The sequence below is a fragment of the Lysinibacillus sp. YS11 genome (assembly GCF_002896375.1).
In the GTDB taxonomy this organism is placed as follows: Bacteria; Bacillota; Bacilli; order Bacillales_A; family Planococcaceae; genus Lysinibacillus; species Lysinibacillus capsici.
This window is the reverse complement of the sequence record NZ_CP026007.1, coordinates 240,047-256,127: the sequence shown is the minus strand read 5'-3', so window position 1 is coordinate 256,127 and position 16,081 is coordinate 240,047. Positions and strand designations below refer to the sequence as shown.

Below are 16,081 nucleotides of genomic sequence, written 5' to 3'. Positions count from 1 at the left end.
AGTTAAAAACAGGACTCTGAAAGCTACAGAGTCCTGTTTAAAAAACTATCTAGTTAAAAGCATCTACTTGTATTATAGCATTTGCCTGCTTCCACCTACGATACCAAACCTCAATCTCCTCTCTTAGTTCCACTGCCAAGTGCTCTTGAAGCATCTTTTTAACAGCCAGTATTGCTCCTCAACGGCAGCTGAATTACTCAGTAGCTCATAAAGCTTCATTAAAGTAAAATAGTTATCTTCTGCATCAGCGTATAGTTCTTGCACTTTTTCCTGCACCTTTATAGCAGCATTGTAACTTTCATTTCTTATGTAAAATTCGCTTAGTTGCTGAGCATGGTGCAACCACAGTCTCCTTAAACGTTCTCTTTCACTTTCCGCCCATAAATAATCACAGTCTCCTAAATAATCACCCGTATACATCCGGAATACTTGTTCATGTTCATCGACTGTTGTCTGCTGTATTGGAGGTAATGATTTTAAGCGAGATAGCCATAGTTCTACATCCACTACAATATTTTCAACTACTAGTTTGTAGCCAGAACTTAGCAATGGACTTGAAATTTTCACGCCCTCAACCCCATAGTTTTTTAATGTTTTCCGTATGGTATAAATGGCTGTATAAAGTTGTTTTGATGCTTTATCAATATCAGACTCTGGCCAAAATAACTCTAGAAGCGTATCACGGAAAATCATTTCATTTTTATGCTCTAGCATGTAAGCAAAGGATGCTCCTATAAATAGACCTGTTACATATTATTTTACGCTAAATACCACCGAAAGCGACATTATTATGGCATTCATGCCAATCACTATATACAAGGTGGCTTTAATAGAAAAATAATTTTAGGAGATTTACTGAAAATGGAACGCATCACAAACTTTTCTAAAGGAACTTAATTAGCAGTATGCTTAGTTTTTCTATTTTTATTCCTACCTGAATTGATGAAGGAAAATATGCGAATTCAAACCATTGATCTGTGCTACCTATTATTATTTATTTTAGCTGCTCCGATCCGTTTTTTCTTTAATACACTGAATTCTATTATTTCCTAACATGGTGTTGATAATGAGAGAAGATGGAGGAATTGTTACTCGCCTTTAGTGATTATCTATAAATGAGCTTTGATTTTAGAATGTCGATTTAACTGTACCGATTGACTACGAATTAAAACTTGACGCGCCTATAGAACAAATACGCTTTGGTGACAGAGTACAAATCATATAGGACGTACCCCCAAAAATAAAGCTATTTGTTCCTCCATTGTCGATACAAACTCTTGTGGAAAATGCTATTCAGCATAGCATTTTACTATTACAAGAAGGAGGCTCATTCCAATAAGCTGATTTTTGAATTAGGATAATATTCATTTTTAGTAACCAAAAAAGACTAGGCTTAAAAGCCAAGTCTTTCTCGGTTTATTTAAGATTTAAGACATTGACAAGATTACAAATAATAGCTTACTACACTTTTCTAAACAAATCCTGAACAAGTTAAGTAATTCAATAAATCAGCCACCATACCAACATAACTTACTTGTAGATATCGTTCATAAATTTAGCAATCCCTTATTAAAAAATAAAAGAACTAGATAATAGCATATCTAGTTCTTCTTCAAATTGTACGCTATGATTCTCACAATAATCACAACAATAAAAAATTAACATAACCTCCTCAACAATTTCTAAACATTAACAAGCACCTCTTGCCACTAATATTTAATATTTTGAAAGCTGTTCTGTCACATCTTGATAAAATAAAAGTGAGAATTTGCGGCCTCCTCACACACCCGCTCTCAAACATACGGTTCATCACCACAACTGCTTGGCTTGTGTTAAGGATGCATTTGGTTTGAAGCTATCATCATCTAAGCCCTTAATGAAACTGGCTGTACGATTTGTTTCAATAAGTCACAATGAGTATTTCACTTAGAGTCGAAAGATAGGCAAAAAAACTATCAACTATCTACCTATTCATCTAAAAATGCTTAAAAATATCCTAGGCTATGATAAAATTAAAACAACACCATATATTGGATAAACCTCTGCGAACCGAGGCCAATTTTATCTATAATAATTATGGAAAATAGGAGGTTTCTCATCATATGAAAAATAAAAAAAATTAGTATTACTGTCTTTAGTGGCAGTACCCTCCCTTCTTTACAGCGCACCAGCATCGGCTACCGAAATTTCAAAGCCAGCCTACATACTTGCTAGCTACAATGCTAACGTGGCAAATGTTGTACAACTAATTAACAACATTAACAATACAACTGCTACTTTCCAAACAAATTTAGAGGCAGCTTTGAAGGCTTACAATGCTTTAACGGAAACAGAAAAACAGTATGTTACGAACTACTCCACATTGTCAGCACATCAGCAGACAAGAATTGCTTATCGTAAGCTTGCAGCACAAATTGAAGAGAAATTGTATTCTGTGGATTCTACGTCCTCTAATTATTATCAAAATGTTATTGAAACAAAAGATTGGTATAATACCCTGAATGCAGCGCAAAAAACCTTTGTAAGTGCATCTGCGCAAAAAATTCTAACTTCCTATATCGCGCCAAATACATCTGTTGACAAGGTGGTTAATAAAATTCAATTGATTAATTCATCTCGTCTCTCGTTCCATAAAGATGTAGCCAATGCCCGAGCAGAGCTTAATGCATTACGTAGGTTTTCAAATATTTCTTTACCTGTAGGTATCGAGCAACAATTACTTGATGCAGAACAGTTGGTTGTAAAGGATAAGGCAGCAGCTAAAGAAGTTGAAAACGCTATTGCAGCTTTATCACCAAAAACATCGACAGCTCAGGATGTGCAGGCAGTCAAAACTTCTTTTGAAGCATTAACACCTGTTCAGCAGCAACTCGTCCCAAATGTATGGACTTTAGTGGATTTTGTACAAGGAAAACACACACTTCCTACAAAAGATAACATCCCTAAAACACCTGTTTTATCTGATGCAGCAGCTGTCCCAGGGAAAACTACAGCTATGACAAAAAATAAAAATATCTATAAAGCCAAAATTAATGTAGCCGCATCAGAAAATGACACGGAACGTTTTATTCTAACAACAAAAGACAAAATGACCATTATCATTCCTCCACTTTATACACTTGTGAATGAAGATGAAGGGGTGATGGACATTCAAGTTACAAAAAGGGGCAATCGCATTACACTTATAGCAACATTAAACAAAGTACCAGTAACTTTTGATGCTAATATGGAAATCATTATAGAAGGCTTACAAGCCAATTCTTCCTTCAATCGCTCAAATGGTTTTGGCAAGCAAGTTCCAGCTGACTTTATCATCAGTGGAAATCGTCATATTATCCAAACTACTACTCCTGGCACGTTCCAAATCGTAAGAAATTAAATTAAAGCACTAAAGAAACAATGTTGGTTTCTTTAGTGCTTTCTTTTTGAAAAATAATCTCTATTATTACAAGTTCACTTTAAAAAAGAATAGACAAAGTCAAATAATCAAACTTATCTCATCGTAAATAAAAATATAATCGATCCATAGATGTGATGTATCAATAAACATTTATGAGGTAAACCATCCATTTTTAACTTATTTAGTTGTAGCAACTAGTTGATCCACAATGAAATCTAGCTGTTTTGATAATGAATAAATGTCGTTGTAGTAACAAAAACCAAAATCCATTTCGATAAGCCTTCCTTCTTTAATGGCAGGAATGTTAGCCCAAACTGGATGATCTGTTAAATCTACCATTCCTTCATAAGATGAGCGGAACACATAATCTCCTGCATAATCTGTTAATACTTCTAATGAAACATCGATTGCCTCATTGGTGTTGTTTTTATCATCTATTTTCTTTTGAATAATATCTGGTGCTTTTATTCCTAAATACTCATAAATAGCTTGAGAACCACGTCCAAAGGTATAGCTTGTTACAACAGACATTTTTCCTTTGCCGCCTTCCATAATACTAACCGTTCTATCTGAAATACCTGCCTCTTCTAGCTTCTCTTGGCTATCCTCTACTTTTGTATAGAAATTAGCTAAAAGCTCTTTTGCTTCTTTCTCTTTCCCTAGTACTTCACCAATCTTTGTTAAACGTTCATCTAGAGAGGTTGAGAAATCGATCATGACAGTAGGTGCAATTTTCTCCATTTGATCGTAAAGTTCATTCTTACTTGGGATAATGATGACATCAGGTTTTAATTGGATTACTGCCTCGACATTTGGTTCAAACCATTCACCTAAACTTTCAACTGTTTTTAATTCTTCCTCAAATGCTGCTCCCTCTTGTATTTTAGAAGAACCCACTGGTGTCACATCAAATGCTAGTACATCACCTGTATAATACATCACCACTACTCGCTCAGGGTTAACAGGTATTTCTACGTCTCCTTTCATAGTAGAGACAGTTTTTGTTTGTGATTCGCTTACTGTTTGAGTGGTAGAGGCTTGTTTTTCCCCGCCCTGTGTACTGGTTGATGCCCCACTACTGCAAGCACTTAATAAAAGCGTCAGACATAGAAAGAGTGTTGTAAAAGCTGATAAACCTCTTTTATTCATTGGTTCATACTTCCTTTCATTATATTGATAACCATTCTCAATATAATCTTGGAAGCTCCAATCGACAATGGAGTATCTTTCAGACATTGAAGGACTATCTTTTATCAGATCACTTGCTTTTGACGGAATTTTGTAGGAGAAACGCCTACTCTCTTTTTGAAAAGTCTACTAAAATAATAGACATCACTATAGCCCACACCCATAGCGATATCGCGTAAGCTAGCATTCGTCTTCTCAAGCAAAATAGAAGCTTTTTCAATCCGTAGTTGAATTAAATATTCAATCGGGCTGCAACCTAATTGTTGCTTGAATTGAATGGATAAATGAGATGGACTATAGCGCAATGCCTTCGCAATGGATTCTAAGGTCAATGGCTGTGCATAATTTTGCTCTAGATAGGCTTTAATTTGACTAGAGATATTTAATTTTTGAATGTCGACACTGTCCTGATCTAGCTGCATAAAAATTTCATTTAATAATTGATAGAATAGCGATTTAACAGTAAATTTGCTGAGGCTATTGGCATTTTCCCACTTCTTATACATAAAATATATTTTTTCAAACATTGTAATAGGCGAGTTAGGAACAAGACTGTATTGATAGTTGAAAGGATTATTTGTTTGTAACGCCCTTGCTATCATTTTATTTGAGGTTAAAGGAATGGAAGCTCGATAAAATATTAAAAAATATTCAAAGCCTTTGTCTGTAGCCATTATTTGTAGTGTGGTGCCCTTTCCACCGTGAATAAGATGAAAGCCCTCTAGTGTATAGTTTATTAAATCGATTTGAACTTCCGCACCACCACCTGTGGCATAAAGAAACATATTTGCAGGCAATTTATATGATTTTCCGATTTCCTCAGGTTTGAATAGCTCATATCTTATATCGAGCACTTTGATCGTTGCGTGATTCCAAAGAAATAGAAACTCCTCTTTTGGTAGCATCCTACATCATTCCTTCCAATTCTTCACTACCTACAAGTTTATTATAATTGATAATCGTTCTCAATATAAACCTGTATAAGCATAGAAAAATCACTCAAACAATCCAATGCCTGAGTGATTTTATGGAATTTCATTTAATTTTATTTAGTATGTTGTACTAGCATTTTCAATTATTTAGCTTATTTTTTATTCGTGAGCCAGTTTGTTAATTCCTCTACCTGAGCCAACACGGCTGTTGGGTCATAATACCATGAACGCTCCTCAGGCCAAACATAAAGATGATCATTTTTTACTGCTGGCAAGCTACCCCATATTGGATCTTTCTTAAAATATTCAACTGTACGATCATCTGAAGTCAAAATAATGTAGTCTCCTGCATAATCTGCCAGCACCTCTTCGGAAATTTCAGCCCACTGCTTTTCCATCATTTCATCTGCTACTTTAGCAGGTGGTTTGCGACCAAGTGCCTGATAGACTGGTTGCCCACCACGTCCAAAATTATCACCATATGCATAATACGTTTTGCCTGCGTCCTCCATAATAGAGAAGCTTGCATCCTTTGGAATAATCGCATCTACCTGTGCTTTGGCATCGGCAATCTTTTGATCATATTGCGCCAGCCAATCCTTAGCTTCTTGCTCTTTGCCAAGCAACTCACCGAAATAAGTAAGTTCTTCGTGCGCATCCTTTAATTCACCATAGGGAATGACAACTGTAGGAGCAATTTTACTTAAAGCATCATAATTTTCCCCATTGCCAGTAATAATCAAGTCAGGTTTGAGCGCGATAATCTTCTCAATCGACGGTTTCCCATAGTCACCGATTTCTTCTACATCTTTTAATGCATCCTTTAAATAATAGTTTTCAAGTGCCAACCCAGGAGCTCCCACAGGTTTCACATCTAATACAAGCAAACTTGCAATATACTCCTCTGCTACAATACGCTGAGGACTAGTCGGAATAACAACCTCACCATTTGTCGTCTGAACAGTTTTTGCCTCTGCTTCTTTTGTATCTTGCACTGTAGTCGGACTAGAATTTTTCTCCTTTTCTCCACAAGCCGTTAACAGAAGTAATATTATAAGAAATAGTGGCGCTATGAATTTTCTATTTTGTGTCAGCAATTTTTTCCCTCCATACATGCCAGTTGATAATCATTCTCACTAATTGTAGAAGAATGTAAAATAACTGTCTATGTATGAAAGTGATTTGTTGCTCTGTATATTTATGATGTTAATACTTCCATTAATTTTTGTAATTGCATAGCTGTAGATAATGGGTCATAGCCATAAAATAATTCATACTGATTCAAAAAGTACACCTGTTTCTTTTGCACCGCTGTAAGTGACTGCCATTTTTCCGAATGTAATACCCTCAAGAGATGCTCTTTTCCAAAATCTTTTGTAGGAAGAGCAGTGACGAATATATAATCAGCTGGAAAATAAGCAATATCCTCAATATCTACTGTTAAGTAACCTGTTTGTTCAATATTTCGTGTGACAATCGCAGCTGGTCGACTAAAGCCCAAATCTTCGTACAGTATATGACTCCCTCTTCCATGACTACTATTTAAACAATATGCTTGATGACTACCTATTTCCCAAACAATAGCAGTCCCTCTTGCTCCATGTTGTTGGTCAAGAATATCGTTACACTGAGCTATCTGTTCATCATATTGCTGGAGCCAGCTCTTACATACTTCTTGTCTATCAACGATATGGGCAATCAACCCAAATTGCTCTCGCCAGCTTAATTCTCTACATGGTAGCTCGAATATAGGAGCTACTGACAGTAATAATGGTTTTTCATCACCACCACTGTAGTTAATAATGATATCAGGACACGCTTCGGTGATTGCCTGATAATTTGAAGCAATATCATACTCATAGCCTTTTAGTTTATGCGTATTAGGGACAGGCTTGATACCCTCTAGAAATGGAGAGTATACACCCAACACCGGCGTAATACCAAGAGCTAGTAAGCATGCTGTATGATTGGTATTGAGTGCAAGGACACGCTTCGATTTCTGATAATAGACTGTTGGTGATACACCTACTTTTTCTTTAAATTTCCGACTTAAATAAGTTCCCTCATTGTAGCCAACTTCCTCGGCAAGCTCATCTAATTTAGGCATTGTAAACAATAGCCTTTTCTGTGATTCTCGTATTCTTAGCCATGTTAAATATTCACTATATGTATAGCCTGTGTGCTTATGAAACGTCCGAGAAAAATGCTCTGGACTTACCTGTGCTTTTTTGGCCATCTGCTCTCTTGTTAATTCCTCACGGAAATGTAGATTAATATAATGAAGTACTTTATCAATCCATAGTTCTTCTTTTTTTGATTTTTATCACGTAAAAGGCTGTATAGCACTTCTAGCATTTCACCAAATAATTTTTGTAAACGAAACGGATTATTGCTCTCAGTGTTTGCTTCTTTTTCTACTTCTTTAGCTAATTTCATCAGTCGATAGGAGCATTGCTCAATTAAGATAGAAGCTTGCAATAAACGATCAATTTTGTAGCCATAAACACGATATTGAATGATGATCCCTCTGCTTTCACATGTTTCTAGAAGATGAAAATCGTCAGTATTATCTAAAAGCATAACAGAATTTGAACTAAGCCTAATGTGCCTACCTTGAAGCGTACACTCTATATATCCCTCATACACTATGACCATAAATGGGTAGGTGAATTGTGTTTCTATGTCACTTAACATTTCATTTAATTTCACTATTTGTATAGGTTGATAAAAAATATGGGACAGTAGCTGATTGTCTTTGTACATTTAAACGCTATCTCCTAAACATCAAATTGATATTGATTATCATTTTCATTATAATGAAATAGAATGATAGAAATCAATTGAAATAGGAGGCTTATAGCTTTGAAAAAATTTATAAAAAAGAATGCCTTTTTAACTGGCATTTTAATTATTTCCATCCTTTTGGCTGCATGCGGAACTCAATCTTCTTCCACAATAGAGAAGGCAAAGGAAGAAAACTCCAATCGAGTATTAACAGATTCAATAGCACATGAAGTGACCATTCCTAAAAATCCCCAACGCATCATAGCTCCTTATCTAGAAGATCACCTTGTAGCATTAGGTTTAAAGCCCGTTGCACAATGGTCCGTAAAGGGTGGGACTTCTATCCAAGACTATCTCCAGAATTCATTAAAGGATATTCCAACAATTGAATTCGATCTTCCCTATGAAGCTGTGACAAGCTTTAATCCAGATTTAATTGTAATCGGTTCTCCTGAAATTGCTGAAGGTGAAAAATATAAGCAATATAGCAAAATTGCACCTACGTATGTGATGGGAACGGAGGATAATAATTGGCGCAATAAACTATTAAAAATGGGCGAAATTTTTGGTCAAACAGATAAGGCAAAGGAAGTTCTAGCAGATTATGATCAATTCGCTAAAGAAGCAAAAGAAGAAATTCACAACAAAGTCGGGAAGCCTTCAGCCACTGTGATCTGGAATATCAAAAATTCAATCTATATGGTAAGTGACACAGCTTCTAGCGGTGTTGTTCTTTATGAGGATCTTGGGTTACAAACGCCAAGCCTTGTGAAAGAGATGTCAGCTTCTGCTACTGGTGATTGGTCGCAAGTTTCTTTAGAAAAATTCGTTCAAATAGATGCTGACTATCTTTTTGTTATTAACAGTGATAGTGCAGGTAGCTCTGAATTGCTAAGCGATCCTCTGCTAGCTAATATACCTGCCATTAAAGATGGTCATGTTTATGAATTCGATTCAAGTTCGAGCTGGTTATATTCAGGTGCTATTGCCAATCGCCAAATTATTCAAAATGTATTGGATAGCATAGTGAAGTAAAAAAAGTCCCTTCAGCTTTGTCCAAAAGCTGAAGGGTTTTATTGTGATCTGTATCTGACAAAGTCTCGCGGATTCAGCCCATATTTCTCCTTAAAAACCTCTGCAAAATGACTCGGATTAGAATACCCAACAGCATTCTCTACTTCCATAATATTCATTGTTCCAATTTGTAACAAATAACATGCCTTCTCCAAACGTTGTTTTTCTGTATAGAACTTGGTTGCTTAATTGTACAAAACGCTAACAATACGACGATTAGTGTCAAAACCGCGAAAATTAGCCATGCTCCTCTCCAACCTAACTCAGAAGTTGATGAAGCAAGAAAGGTACCATCAAACCTGATAAAAGCATTCCTATCCCAGCTCCACTCATTAACAGTCCCATGACAGTACCTCGTTTCTTAGGATACAGGTTAATGGCTATCGATAGTAGTGGCGTATTGACAAGTGTACTCCCAGTACCTGCAAGGAACAGTGTGATGACAGACCACCAGAAATTTGCAACAAACACCAGTCCTATTAACCCTAACTAAGTAACCAGATTGAGTGGTCGTGAAATTCATTCCCTCCTGCATAAACGGCAATATAACTCCATATGCCATGCGACCAAATCCCGTAGTTGTAACAATTAATAGCATTCCTGTTATGACAAACATCCAACAATTTTTCATTTTTTACCCCCTTTCATTACACACGAATCTTAGTCCAATGAAAGGTCCATTCTCCACCAATGGAAGGATACTTATACGGTAAAACGGATTTTATTTTAAAGTTACAGTTAGATTTTTGGATAAACCTTAATGGCCCTTTTTCATTTTATCCATTGTTCTAGGCCATTGACTAATTTATGCTAGCCTATATCGATAATGATTATCATTTACGGAGGAAGAGACATGAAAAAATTAAAGCGACATATGCTCATTTATAGCCTATTATTACTGGTTAGTATCATACTAGCTGCTTGTGGTTCTACCAATGAAGAAACGAAGAAGGAAGAGACAACAACATCAGCATCAACCACTCGTGTTTATAAGGATTATTTAGGTCATGAGGTTGAAATTCCTGTAGATCCTGAGAGAGTGGTTTATCATGGAGAAGGATACGGTGATTTACTTGCATTGAATATCAAAACAGTTGGTGCTGGCTTCTCTTGGATTACAAATTACGCTTGGGAAGATCGCGTAAAAGATGTGGAGGACGTTGGTTTTCCTATTAATGTGGAAAAAACATTGTCATTAAAGCCTGATCTTATCATTATTGGTACTTCAGATGAAAAAACATATTCACAGCTTTCTAAAATCGCCCCTACTATCGTGTTTGATACTTTTGCACCCTTAAACCAACGTTTAACAGAGCTGGGCGATATACTTAATAAAAAAGAAGAAGCAACTCAATGGATGGATGCTTATACAGAAAAAGCGGATAAAATGTGGGAGTCGCTTGTAGCTGATGACATCATTAAACCAGATGAAACGGCATCGGTTTTAACATATTATCCAGGAGATCGATTATTTGTCATGGCACGTGCTGGACTTTCTCAAGTTTTATACGATTCAAATGTGCTTAAGCCTGGCGACAAAATACAAAAAATTCTTGATGATGGAACAGGCTTTGCTGAAATCTCCACAGAACTTCTTCCTGAATATGCTGGTGATCGAATTTTCATCCTCACACCAGTCGATGATGAAGCAAAACAATCGACAAAAGAAATGATGGAAAGTCCAATTTGGAAGAACCTACCGGCAGTGAAGAACGGTCATGTCTACACATTTGATATTGAAAAAAGTGATAGCGATGCCTCAACAAGAGAATGGCTGTTATCACAATTACCTACTATGTTAAAAAAATAACTAACAAGAGACATTTCATCTTTGTTGAAATGTCTCTTTACTTTTTATACAATACAGTTAATTGATAATCATTTTCATTTACTAAGGAAGTGAACAGATGGAAGACAATAAATCAGCTTCTATTAACAATGATTTACTATTTCATTTAGAAGATATTGACTGTATTTCGCAGAGCTATCCGTTTATCTCGACTTCTCATCATACGATGATACTTTTTACAAATGGCTGTGGGACATTAACGATTGATGATATACCCTATTTGGTGACGAAAGGAAAAATTTTTCTTGTTCAGCCCCATTCTATGATTGATTTATCGGATATAAATCATGGTTACCGTTTCTATAAAATTGCCTTTTCAGCCTTTCAGCTAAAACATAAGCACCCTTCCCCACATCTAGGATCTATTTTTTCTGATGAAGTGGAATATACAATTTATCCGTATACACGATTAATTCGTCTTAGCGAAGATCTGTATAATTTAAATCCTAAATTGGATTTTCTTAAACAACAAGGAGTCTTGTATGAACTCTTAAATTTATTATTTGAACATCAGCTTCATATGAACTACCAGTTGACAATGACAAAGGCGGTTGAAGAAACTATCGACTATATACATAACTATTTTCGACAGCCTTTAACAGTGAAAAAGCTAGCGGAACTCGCTCGTATAGCTCAATGGCAATATAGTACGATCTTCCAAACCTTAACTGGGAAGAAACCGCTTGATTATATTACAGATTTACGTCTTACAAATGCCAAGGAATTATTACTACAAACAAATGAGCCATTAAAAGATATTGCGCAGCAAGTGGGATTTGATGATGAATATTATTTTAATCGCCGCTTCCGACAGGTAATTGGAATACCTCCAAAACAGTTTGCACGACAATATAAACAAAAAACTGTTGTAAAAGATTGGACAGGACACGAGGTAGCCATTCCTCGTTCACCACATCGTGTTATTTATCATGGAGAAACGTTTGGGGATATGTTGATTTTTGATGTGCAGCCAATAGGTGGTAACAAAAACTCTATTAGTAAATCCTTCTATAAAAACCATGTTCCTTATATTCAAGATGTTGCCTTTCCAATCAATCTTGAAAAATCTTCGAAGCTGAACCCTGATTTAATTATCTTTACAAATAATGACGAGCAGCAATATCAAGCACTATCTTCTATTGCACCAACAGTTACCCTAAATTCCTGGGATTCATTGGAGGAACGCGTTCTTTTATTAGGGCAGTGGCTTAGCCAACAACAGCGTGCAGAAGATTGGCTAGAATATTTTAAAATCCAAGAAAATACTATGTGGCAGCAGCTACAAACAGTGATAGAGCCTGGCGAAACAGCATCTGTTTTGACTTTTGATCATGGCAAACGCCTTTTTATTATGGGCTGTACAGGTCTATCCCCTGCTCTTTTTCATCCAGATGGTTTTCAGCCTCACCCACAAGTCAAAAAGCTACTTCAAGCAGGCGAAGGGTATAGAGAAATACCAATAGATCACTTACCTCAGTATGCTGGTGACCGGATCTTTATGTTGTTATCTGATAAACCCGAATCGCAAATGGCTACGATGGAATTGATTAATAGCGATATGTGGAAAGGACTCCCTGCTGTACAAACTAACCATGCTTATTTAGTGGATGCAACAAAGTGGAATTACGGAGATGCCTTTACAAGAGAGAAGTTACTCGGTGCATTACCAAAACTATTGGTTACTGCCAAGTAATTCTCATACTTATAATAAGGGGTGACATTTATATGAAAAAGGGAAGTATAACAGATACGACAACTCAAATATCATTAAAGGATATTCGAGATTATATTGCTAAAAACCATCATCAACCTCTCACGATTAAGCATCTAGCACTCATTTCGGGTCTGAGTTCCAGTTACTTTGGAGAGGCATTTAAAAAGGCATTCGGTCAAAGTGCCACAGATTATTTAACGGCGCTACGTATCGGACATGCCAAGCAATTACTGCGTGATACCGATTTATTACTTCGTGAGATTGCTAGAAAAGTAGGTTACAGTGACGAATTTTATTTTAGCCGAAAATTTAAAAAGGAAGTTGGGATTTCACCTTCTGCTTATAGTGAGATGGCTCGCCAGCGTATTTCTACTTTTTCGGTCTCCGCTACTGGAAATTTATTAGCGCTTGGTATCATACCAGTTGCGGCTCCGCTGAATGCTAAATGGAGTCCTTATTATTACAATCATTATCAAGAGAAAATTCCCGTGCATGTTAATATATTTGATACAGAATCAGAGGATAACTTCAAAAAATTAGCCTCCGCTAAGCCAGATATTCATATTTTTCAAGAGGAACCCTCCCTCTCCATGCTTAATTGGCTTCAAACTATTGGCATCAAAAGTGTCTTTATACAAGCGAAGGATTGGCGAACACAGCTGAGAGAAATAGCTGTAGCTGTTAAAAAGCAAAGCGTAGGTGAGCACTTCATTCAAACATATGAACAAAAGGTATTACAGGCGAGATTAGAAATTAATCAAGTTGCTGAAAATGATACGTTTGCTGTTCTTCGTTTATGCGGTGATCAATTATTTATGTATTGTAATAAAGGGATTCAGGATGTACTGTATACAGATTTACAGCTTCGCTCTGTCGATACTCACCAACAAACATATAATGAGCATATTACACTTGATCAGCTAGTAAATATAGACCCTGACCGTTTGCTATTTATCATTTGTCCCGATTCACCAACCCGAAATTATTGGCTTACTCTACAATACCTTGATCGTTGGAAAGAGCTCCGTGCTGTAAAAAATGGACATGTCTATGTTTTACCTTCGAATCCTTGGTTCGAATTCTCAGCTATTGCTATAAACCGAATGCTAGATGAAATGTTACTTATGCTAACCGGAAAAAATCCAAATCCTTTTCCTGTCCCCGTCCATGGTAACGTATCAGACAGTGATTTATAATTCTATTTGAGAATGATTATCACTGGAAGGAGACTTTGATGAACAATGAAACAAAATTGTCCTATTCAATGTCATACAATTATAAAATCTGCCTATTTATCAGCGATGTTTTTGCTTACTATCGGCATACTTTCCGCCTGCAATACCCAATCAAGCAATAAAGTGGAACAGGTAGAATTGCAGGCATCCTCAGAAAGTACAAAGGAGCAAAGTATTTATCCATTAACACTAAAAGATGAGGTTGGTAATGAGGTAACACTACCAGCTAAGCCTACTAAAATTTTTGCACCTGTCATGGAGGATTCTTTACTAGCTCTTGGTATCAAGCCTACTATGCAATGGTCTAATGGTGTTAAGCCACAGCTTTATTTACAAGATCAGCTACAGGGTATACCAGAAATTAGCTTTGCAAGCGATCCCCCATCAGCCGAAGCCATTATGGCAGATAAACCAGACTTAATTATTTTGCACAATTCATTTTATGTGGAAAATGGCACCTATGAAAAATATGCAAAAATCGCACCAACCTATGTTTTTAATAATGCTGCAAGTGATTTAGAAGGCTCTATTAAAGTTTTAGGGCAACTACTTGATGAAACAGACAAGGCTGAGCATGCCATACAGGATTATCAAGAAAAAGTAGATGTAGCAAAAACAAAGCTATCCTCTATAACAGAGGGTAAAAAAATTGCGTTAATTCGCTTTAATGCAAAAGGTATGTTTTTCATGACAGATGAGTATTTTAGTGGGTATGTCTTAACACATGAATTAGGATTTGAACAAAGCAGCTACGTGAAAAATGGTGCCTTCGAAGTATCATTGGAGATTCTACCTGAACTGGATGCCGATTATATTTTCCTAATCAATGATGGTAATCTTGGGGATGAATTTTTAAATGAGTTGAAGAACAGTAAAATTTGGCAAAGTACAGCAGCCTTCAAAAACAATCAAGTATTTGAGACATCCGCGGATTACTGGCTAAATGGCGGTATTCATGCTCAAGGAAAAGTGATAGAAGATGTATTGGAGTTTTTAGCGCCATGATAACAATGACAAAGAAACCTTATACATCAGAAAACTACTTTGAAGTTGCCATGGCATCTCGTCAACAGCTAGATTATCGCATTTTAATTGCAAGCCCAACAGATGAACCACCAGCAGATGGTTATACTGTCATCTACGCCTTAGATGGGGACGCCCTTTTTCCAACACTTGCAGAGGCAGTGAAATTACAAACACGTAAACCAAAAGGCTATGATCCTATTCTTGTTATTGGCATCGGTTATCCCTCAAAGGAACCTTTTGATCTGGAGCGACGCTGTCTCGATTTTACACTACCTGTTAACAAAGAACATCTGCCACCACGTCCAGATGGAACGCCTTGGCCTCCAAACGGCAAAGCTAATGAGTTCTTAGATTTTATTGAACATGAGCTCATGCCTGCTATAGCAAAGGAATGGCCTATCAATAAAAAGAAGCAAGCGATTGTCGGTCATTCCTTAGGCGGTCTTTTCACATTATATGCTTTATGTGCAAAACCTCACTTATTCAGTCACATTGTAGCTGGCAGTCCCTCTGTTTGGTGGGCTGACAATGCCGTACTAAAAGTAATAGACAGATGTTTTGATGATTGGAACGGTCAGCATGCTATTAATCTCTTACTCACAATAGGTGCTAACGAGTTGCCAGATATGTTAGAGGGAGCTGATCTAGCGGCTGAACGACTGAAGCGTTTAAGCGACCAAAACATTCATACTAATTATGTGAAGTTTAATGAGGAGGACCACGTGAGCGTCCTGCATTGTATGCTTGGCCGCCTTCCTCGGTTTTTGGATACGTAAAAGTCTAAAGGGGAAAATTATCAAGAGGGTTTCCTATAGCCTTCCATTCTTAAAAAGTCTAAGTATTTGGATGCTTGTCTTCGTTCAGGTATTGAGAACAGTT

At 36.6% G+C, this 16,081-nt stretch carries 15 protein-coding genes; 7 read left to right on the top strand and 8 right to left on the bottom strand.

Annotated features, from left to right (window positions below):
- Window positions 1-123: 123 nt before the first annotated feature.
- Window positions 124-714 carry an AfsR/SARP family transcriptional regulator gene (locus tag LBYS11_RS01215; RefSeq protein WP_233732349.1) on the bottom strand — a complete coding sequence of 197 codons (591 nt, stop codon included), beginning with the start codon at window positions 712-714 and terminating at the stop codon, window positions 124-126.
- 1,423 nt (window positions 715-2,137) lie between these two features.
- Between LBYS11_RS01215 and LBYS11_RS01210 the strand changes: the two genes are divergently transcribed.
- A complete protein-coding gene (locus tag LBYS11_RS01210) occupies window positions 2,138-3,379 on the top strand; it encodes a hypothetical protein (protein ID WP_233732338.1) in 1,242 nt (413 codons plus the stop codon).
- A gap of 198 nt (window positions 3,380-3,577) precedes the next feature.
- Here LBYS11_RS01210 and LBYS11_RS23385 read toward each other — a convergent pair whose 3' ends face one another.
- From LBYS11_RS23385 to LBYS11_RS23375, 5 genes are all read right to left on the bottom strand, one after another.
- Entirely contained in the window at window positions 3,578-4,636 is a 1,059-nt protein-coding gene (locus LBYS11_RS23385; RefSeq protein WP_233732335.1) for an iron-siderophore ABC transporter substrate-binding protein, read from the bottom strand.
- 17 nt (window positions 4,637-4,653) lie between these two features.
- Window positions 4,654-5,493 carry an AraC family transcriptional regulator gene (locus tag LBYS11_RS23380; RefSeq protein ID WP_233732333.1) on the bottom strand — a complete coding sequence of 280 codons (840 nt, stop codon included), beginning with the start codon at window positions 5,491-5,493 and terminating at the stop codon, window positions 4,654-4,656.
- Window positions 5,494-5,672: 179 nt separating this feature from the next.
- Window positions 5,673-6,617, bottom strand: a complete 945-nt coding sequence (locus LBYS11_RS01200) for an ABC transporter substrate-binding protein (RefSeq protein ID WP_103117303.1) — start codon at window positions 6,615-6,617, stop codon at window positions 5,673-5,675.
- Window positions 6,618-6,718: 101 nt separating this feature from the next.
- Window positions 6,719-7,756 carry an ABC transporter substrate-binding protein gene (locus LBYS11_RS01195; protein WP_233732329.1) on the bottom strand — a complete coding sequence of 346 codons (1,038 nt, stop codon included), beginning with the start codon at window positions 7,754-7,756 and terminating at the stop codon, window positions 6,719-6,721.
- 11 nt (window positions 7,757-7,767) lie between these two features.
- Window positions 7,768-8,100: a hypothetical protein gene (locus LBYS11_RS23375; protein WP_233732327.1), complete on the bottom strand. Its 333-nt coding sequence runs from the start codon at window positions 8,098-8,100 to the stop codon at window positions 7,768-7,770.
- Between the two features lie 282 nt (window positions 8,101-8,382).
- Here LBYS11_RS23375 and LBYS11_RS01190 point away from each other — a divergent pair, with 282 nt between their 5' ends.
- Window positions 8,383-9,339, top strand: a complete 957-nt coding sequence (locus tag LBYS11_RS01190) for an ABC transporter substrate-binding protein (protein WP_103117302.1) — start codon at window positions 8,383-8,385, stop codon at window positions 9,337-9,339.
- 38 nt (window positions 9,340-9,377) lie between these two features.
- On the opposite strand, the gene LBYS11_RS01185 is transcribed toward LBYS11_RS01190, so the two are convergent.
- Both LBYS11_RS01185 and LBYS11_RS23015 read right to left on the bottom strand, forming a co-directional pair.
- On the bottom strand, window positions 9,378-9,515 hold the full coding sequence (locus tag LBYS11_RS01185; protein WP_233732325.1) for a helix-turn-helix transcriptional regulator: 138 nt from the start codon (window positions 9,513-9,515) through the stop codon (window positions 9,378-9,380).
- A 121-nt stretch (window positions 9,516-9,636) separates the two neighbouring features.
- Window positions 9,637-9,849 (bottom strand): MFS transporter, encoded by a 213-nt coding sequence (locus LBYS11_RS23015; RefSeq protein ID WP_158651938.1) that lies wholly within the window; start codon window positions 9,847-9,849, stop codon window positions 9,637-9,639.
- Between the two features lie 382 nt (window positions 9,850-10,231).
- Here LBYS11_RS23015 and LBYS11_RS01175 point away from each other — a divergent pair, with 382 nt between their 5' ends.
- From LBYS11_RS01175 to LBYS11_RS01155, 5 genes are all read left to right on the top strand, one after another.
- Window positions 10,232-11,188: an ABC transporter substrate-binding protein gene (locus LBYS11_RS01175; protein WP_197078705.1), complete on the top strand. Its 957-nt coding sequence runs from the start codon at window positions 10,232-10,234 to the stop codon at window positions 11,186-11,188.
- Between the two features lie 97 nt (window positions 11,189-11,285).
- Complete coding sequence (locus LBYS11_RS01170; protein ID WP_103117299.1) at window positions 11,286-12,920, top strand: helix-turn-helix domain-containing protein; 1,635 nt, start codon at window positions 11,286-11,288, stop codon at window positions 12,918-12,920.
- Window positions 12,921-12,952: 32 nt separating this feature from the next.
- Window positions 12,953-14,137 carry a helix-turn-helix domain-containing protein gene (locus LBYS11_RS01165; RefSeq protein WP_103117298.1) on the top strand — a complete coding sequence of 395 codons (1,185 nt, stop codon included), beginning with the start codon at window positions 12,953-12,955 and terminating at the stop codon, window positions 14,135-14,137.
- 45 nt (window positions 14,138-14,182) lie between these two features.
- Window positions 14,183-15,181 (top strand): ABC transporter substrate-binding protein, encoded by a 999-nt coding sequence (locus LBYS11_RS01160; RefSeq protein ID WP_103117297.1) that lies wholly within the window; start codon window positions 14,183-14,185, stop codon window positions 15,179-15,181.
- On the top strand, window positions 15,178-15,978 hold the full coding sequence (locus tag LBYS11_RS01155; RefSeq protein ID WP_103117296.1) for an alpha/beta hydrolase: 801 nt from the start codon (window positions 15,178-15,180) through the stop codon (window positions 15,976-15,978). The genes LBYS11_RS01160 and LBYS11_RS01155 overlap by 4 nt, the downstream gene beginning before the upstream one ends.
- The last annotated feature ends 103 nt before the right edge of the window (window positions 15,979-16,081 follow it).

Bases quoted from the DNA above. Each gene is read 5' to 3' on its own strand.
- LBYS11_RS01215 (WP_233732349.1), bottom strand. From the start codon at position 714: ATGCTAGAGCATAAAAATGAAATGATTTTCCGTGATACGCTTCTAGAG.
- LBYS11_RS23385 (WP_233732335.1), bottom strand. From the start codon at position 4,636: ATGTCTGAAAGATACTCCATTGTCGATTGGAGCTTCCAAGATTATATT.
- LBYS11_RS23380 (WP_233732333.1), bottom strand. From the start codon at position 5,493: ATGCTACCAAAAGAGGAGTTTCTATTTCTTTGGAATCACGCAACGATC.
- LBYS11_RS01195 (WP_233732329.1), bottom strand. From the start codon at position 7,756: ATGGCCAAAAAAGCACAGGTAAGTCCAGAGCATTTTTCTCGGACGTTT.
- LBYS11_RS23375 (WP_233732327.1), bottom strand. From the start codon at position 8,100: ATGCTTTTAGATAATACTGACGATTTTCATCTTCTAGAAACATGTGAA.
- LBYS11_RS01175 (WP_197078705.1), top strand. From the start codon at position 10,232: ATGAAAAAATTAAAGCGACATATGCTCATTTATAGCCTATTATTACTG.
- LBYS11_RS01170 (WP_103117299.1), top strand. From the start codon at position 11,286: ATGGAAGACAATAAATCAGCTTCTATTAACAATGATTTACTATTTCAT.
- LBYS11_RS01165 (WP_103117298.1), top strand. From the start codon at position 12,953: ATGAAAAAGGGAAGTATAACAGATACGACAACTCAAATATCATTAAAG.
- LBYS11_RS01160 (WP_103117297.1), top strand. From the start codon at position 14,183: ATGAAACAAAATTGTCCTATTCAATGTCATACAATTATAAAATCTGCC.
- LBYS11_RS01155 (WP_103117296.1), top strand. From the start codon at position 15,178: ATGATAACAATGACAAAGAAACCTTATACATCAGAAAACTACTTTGAA.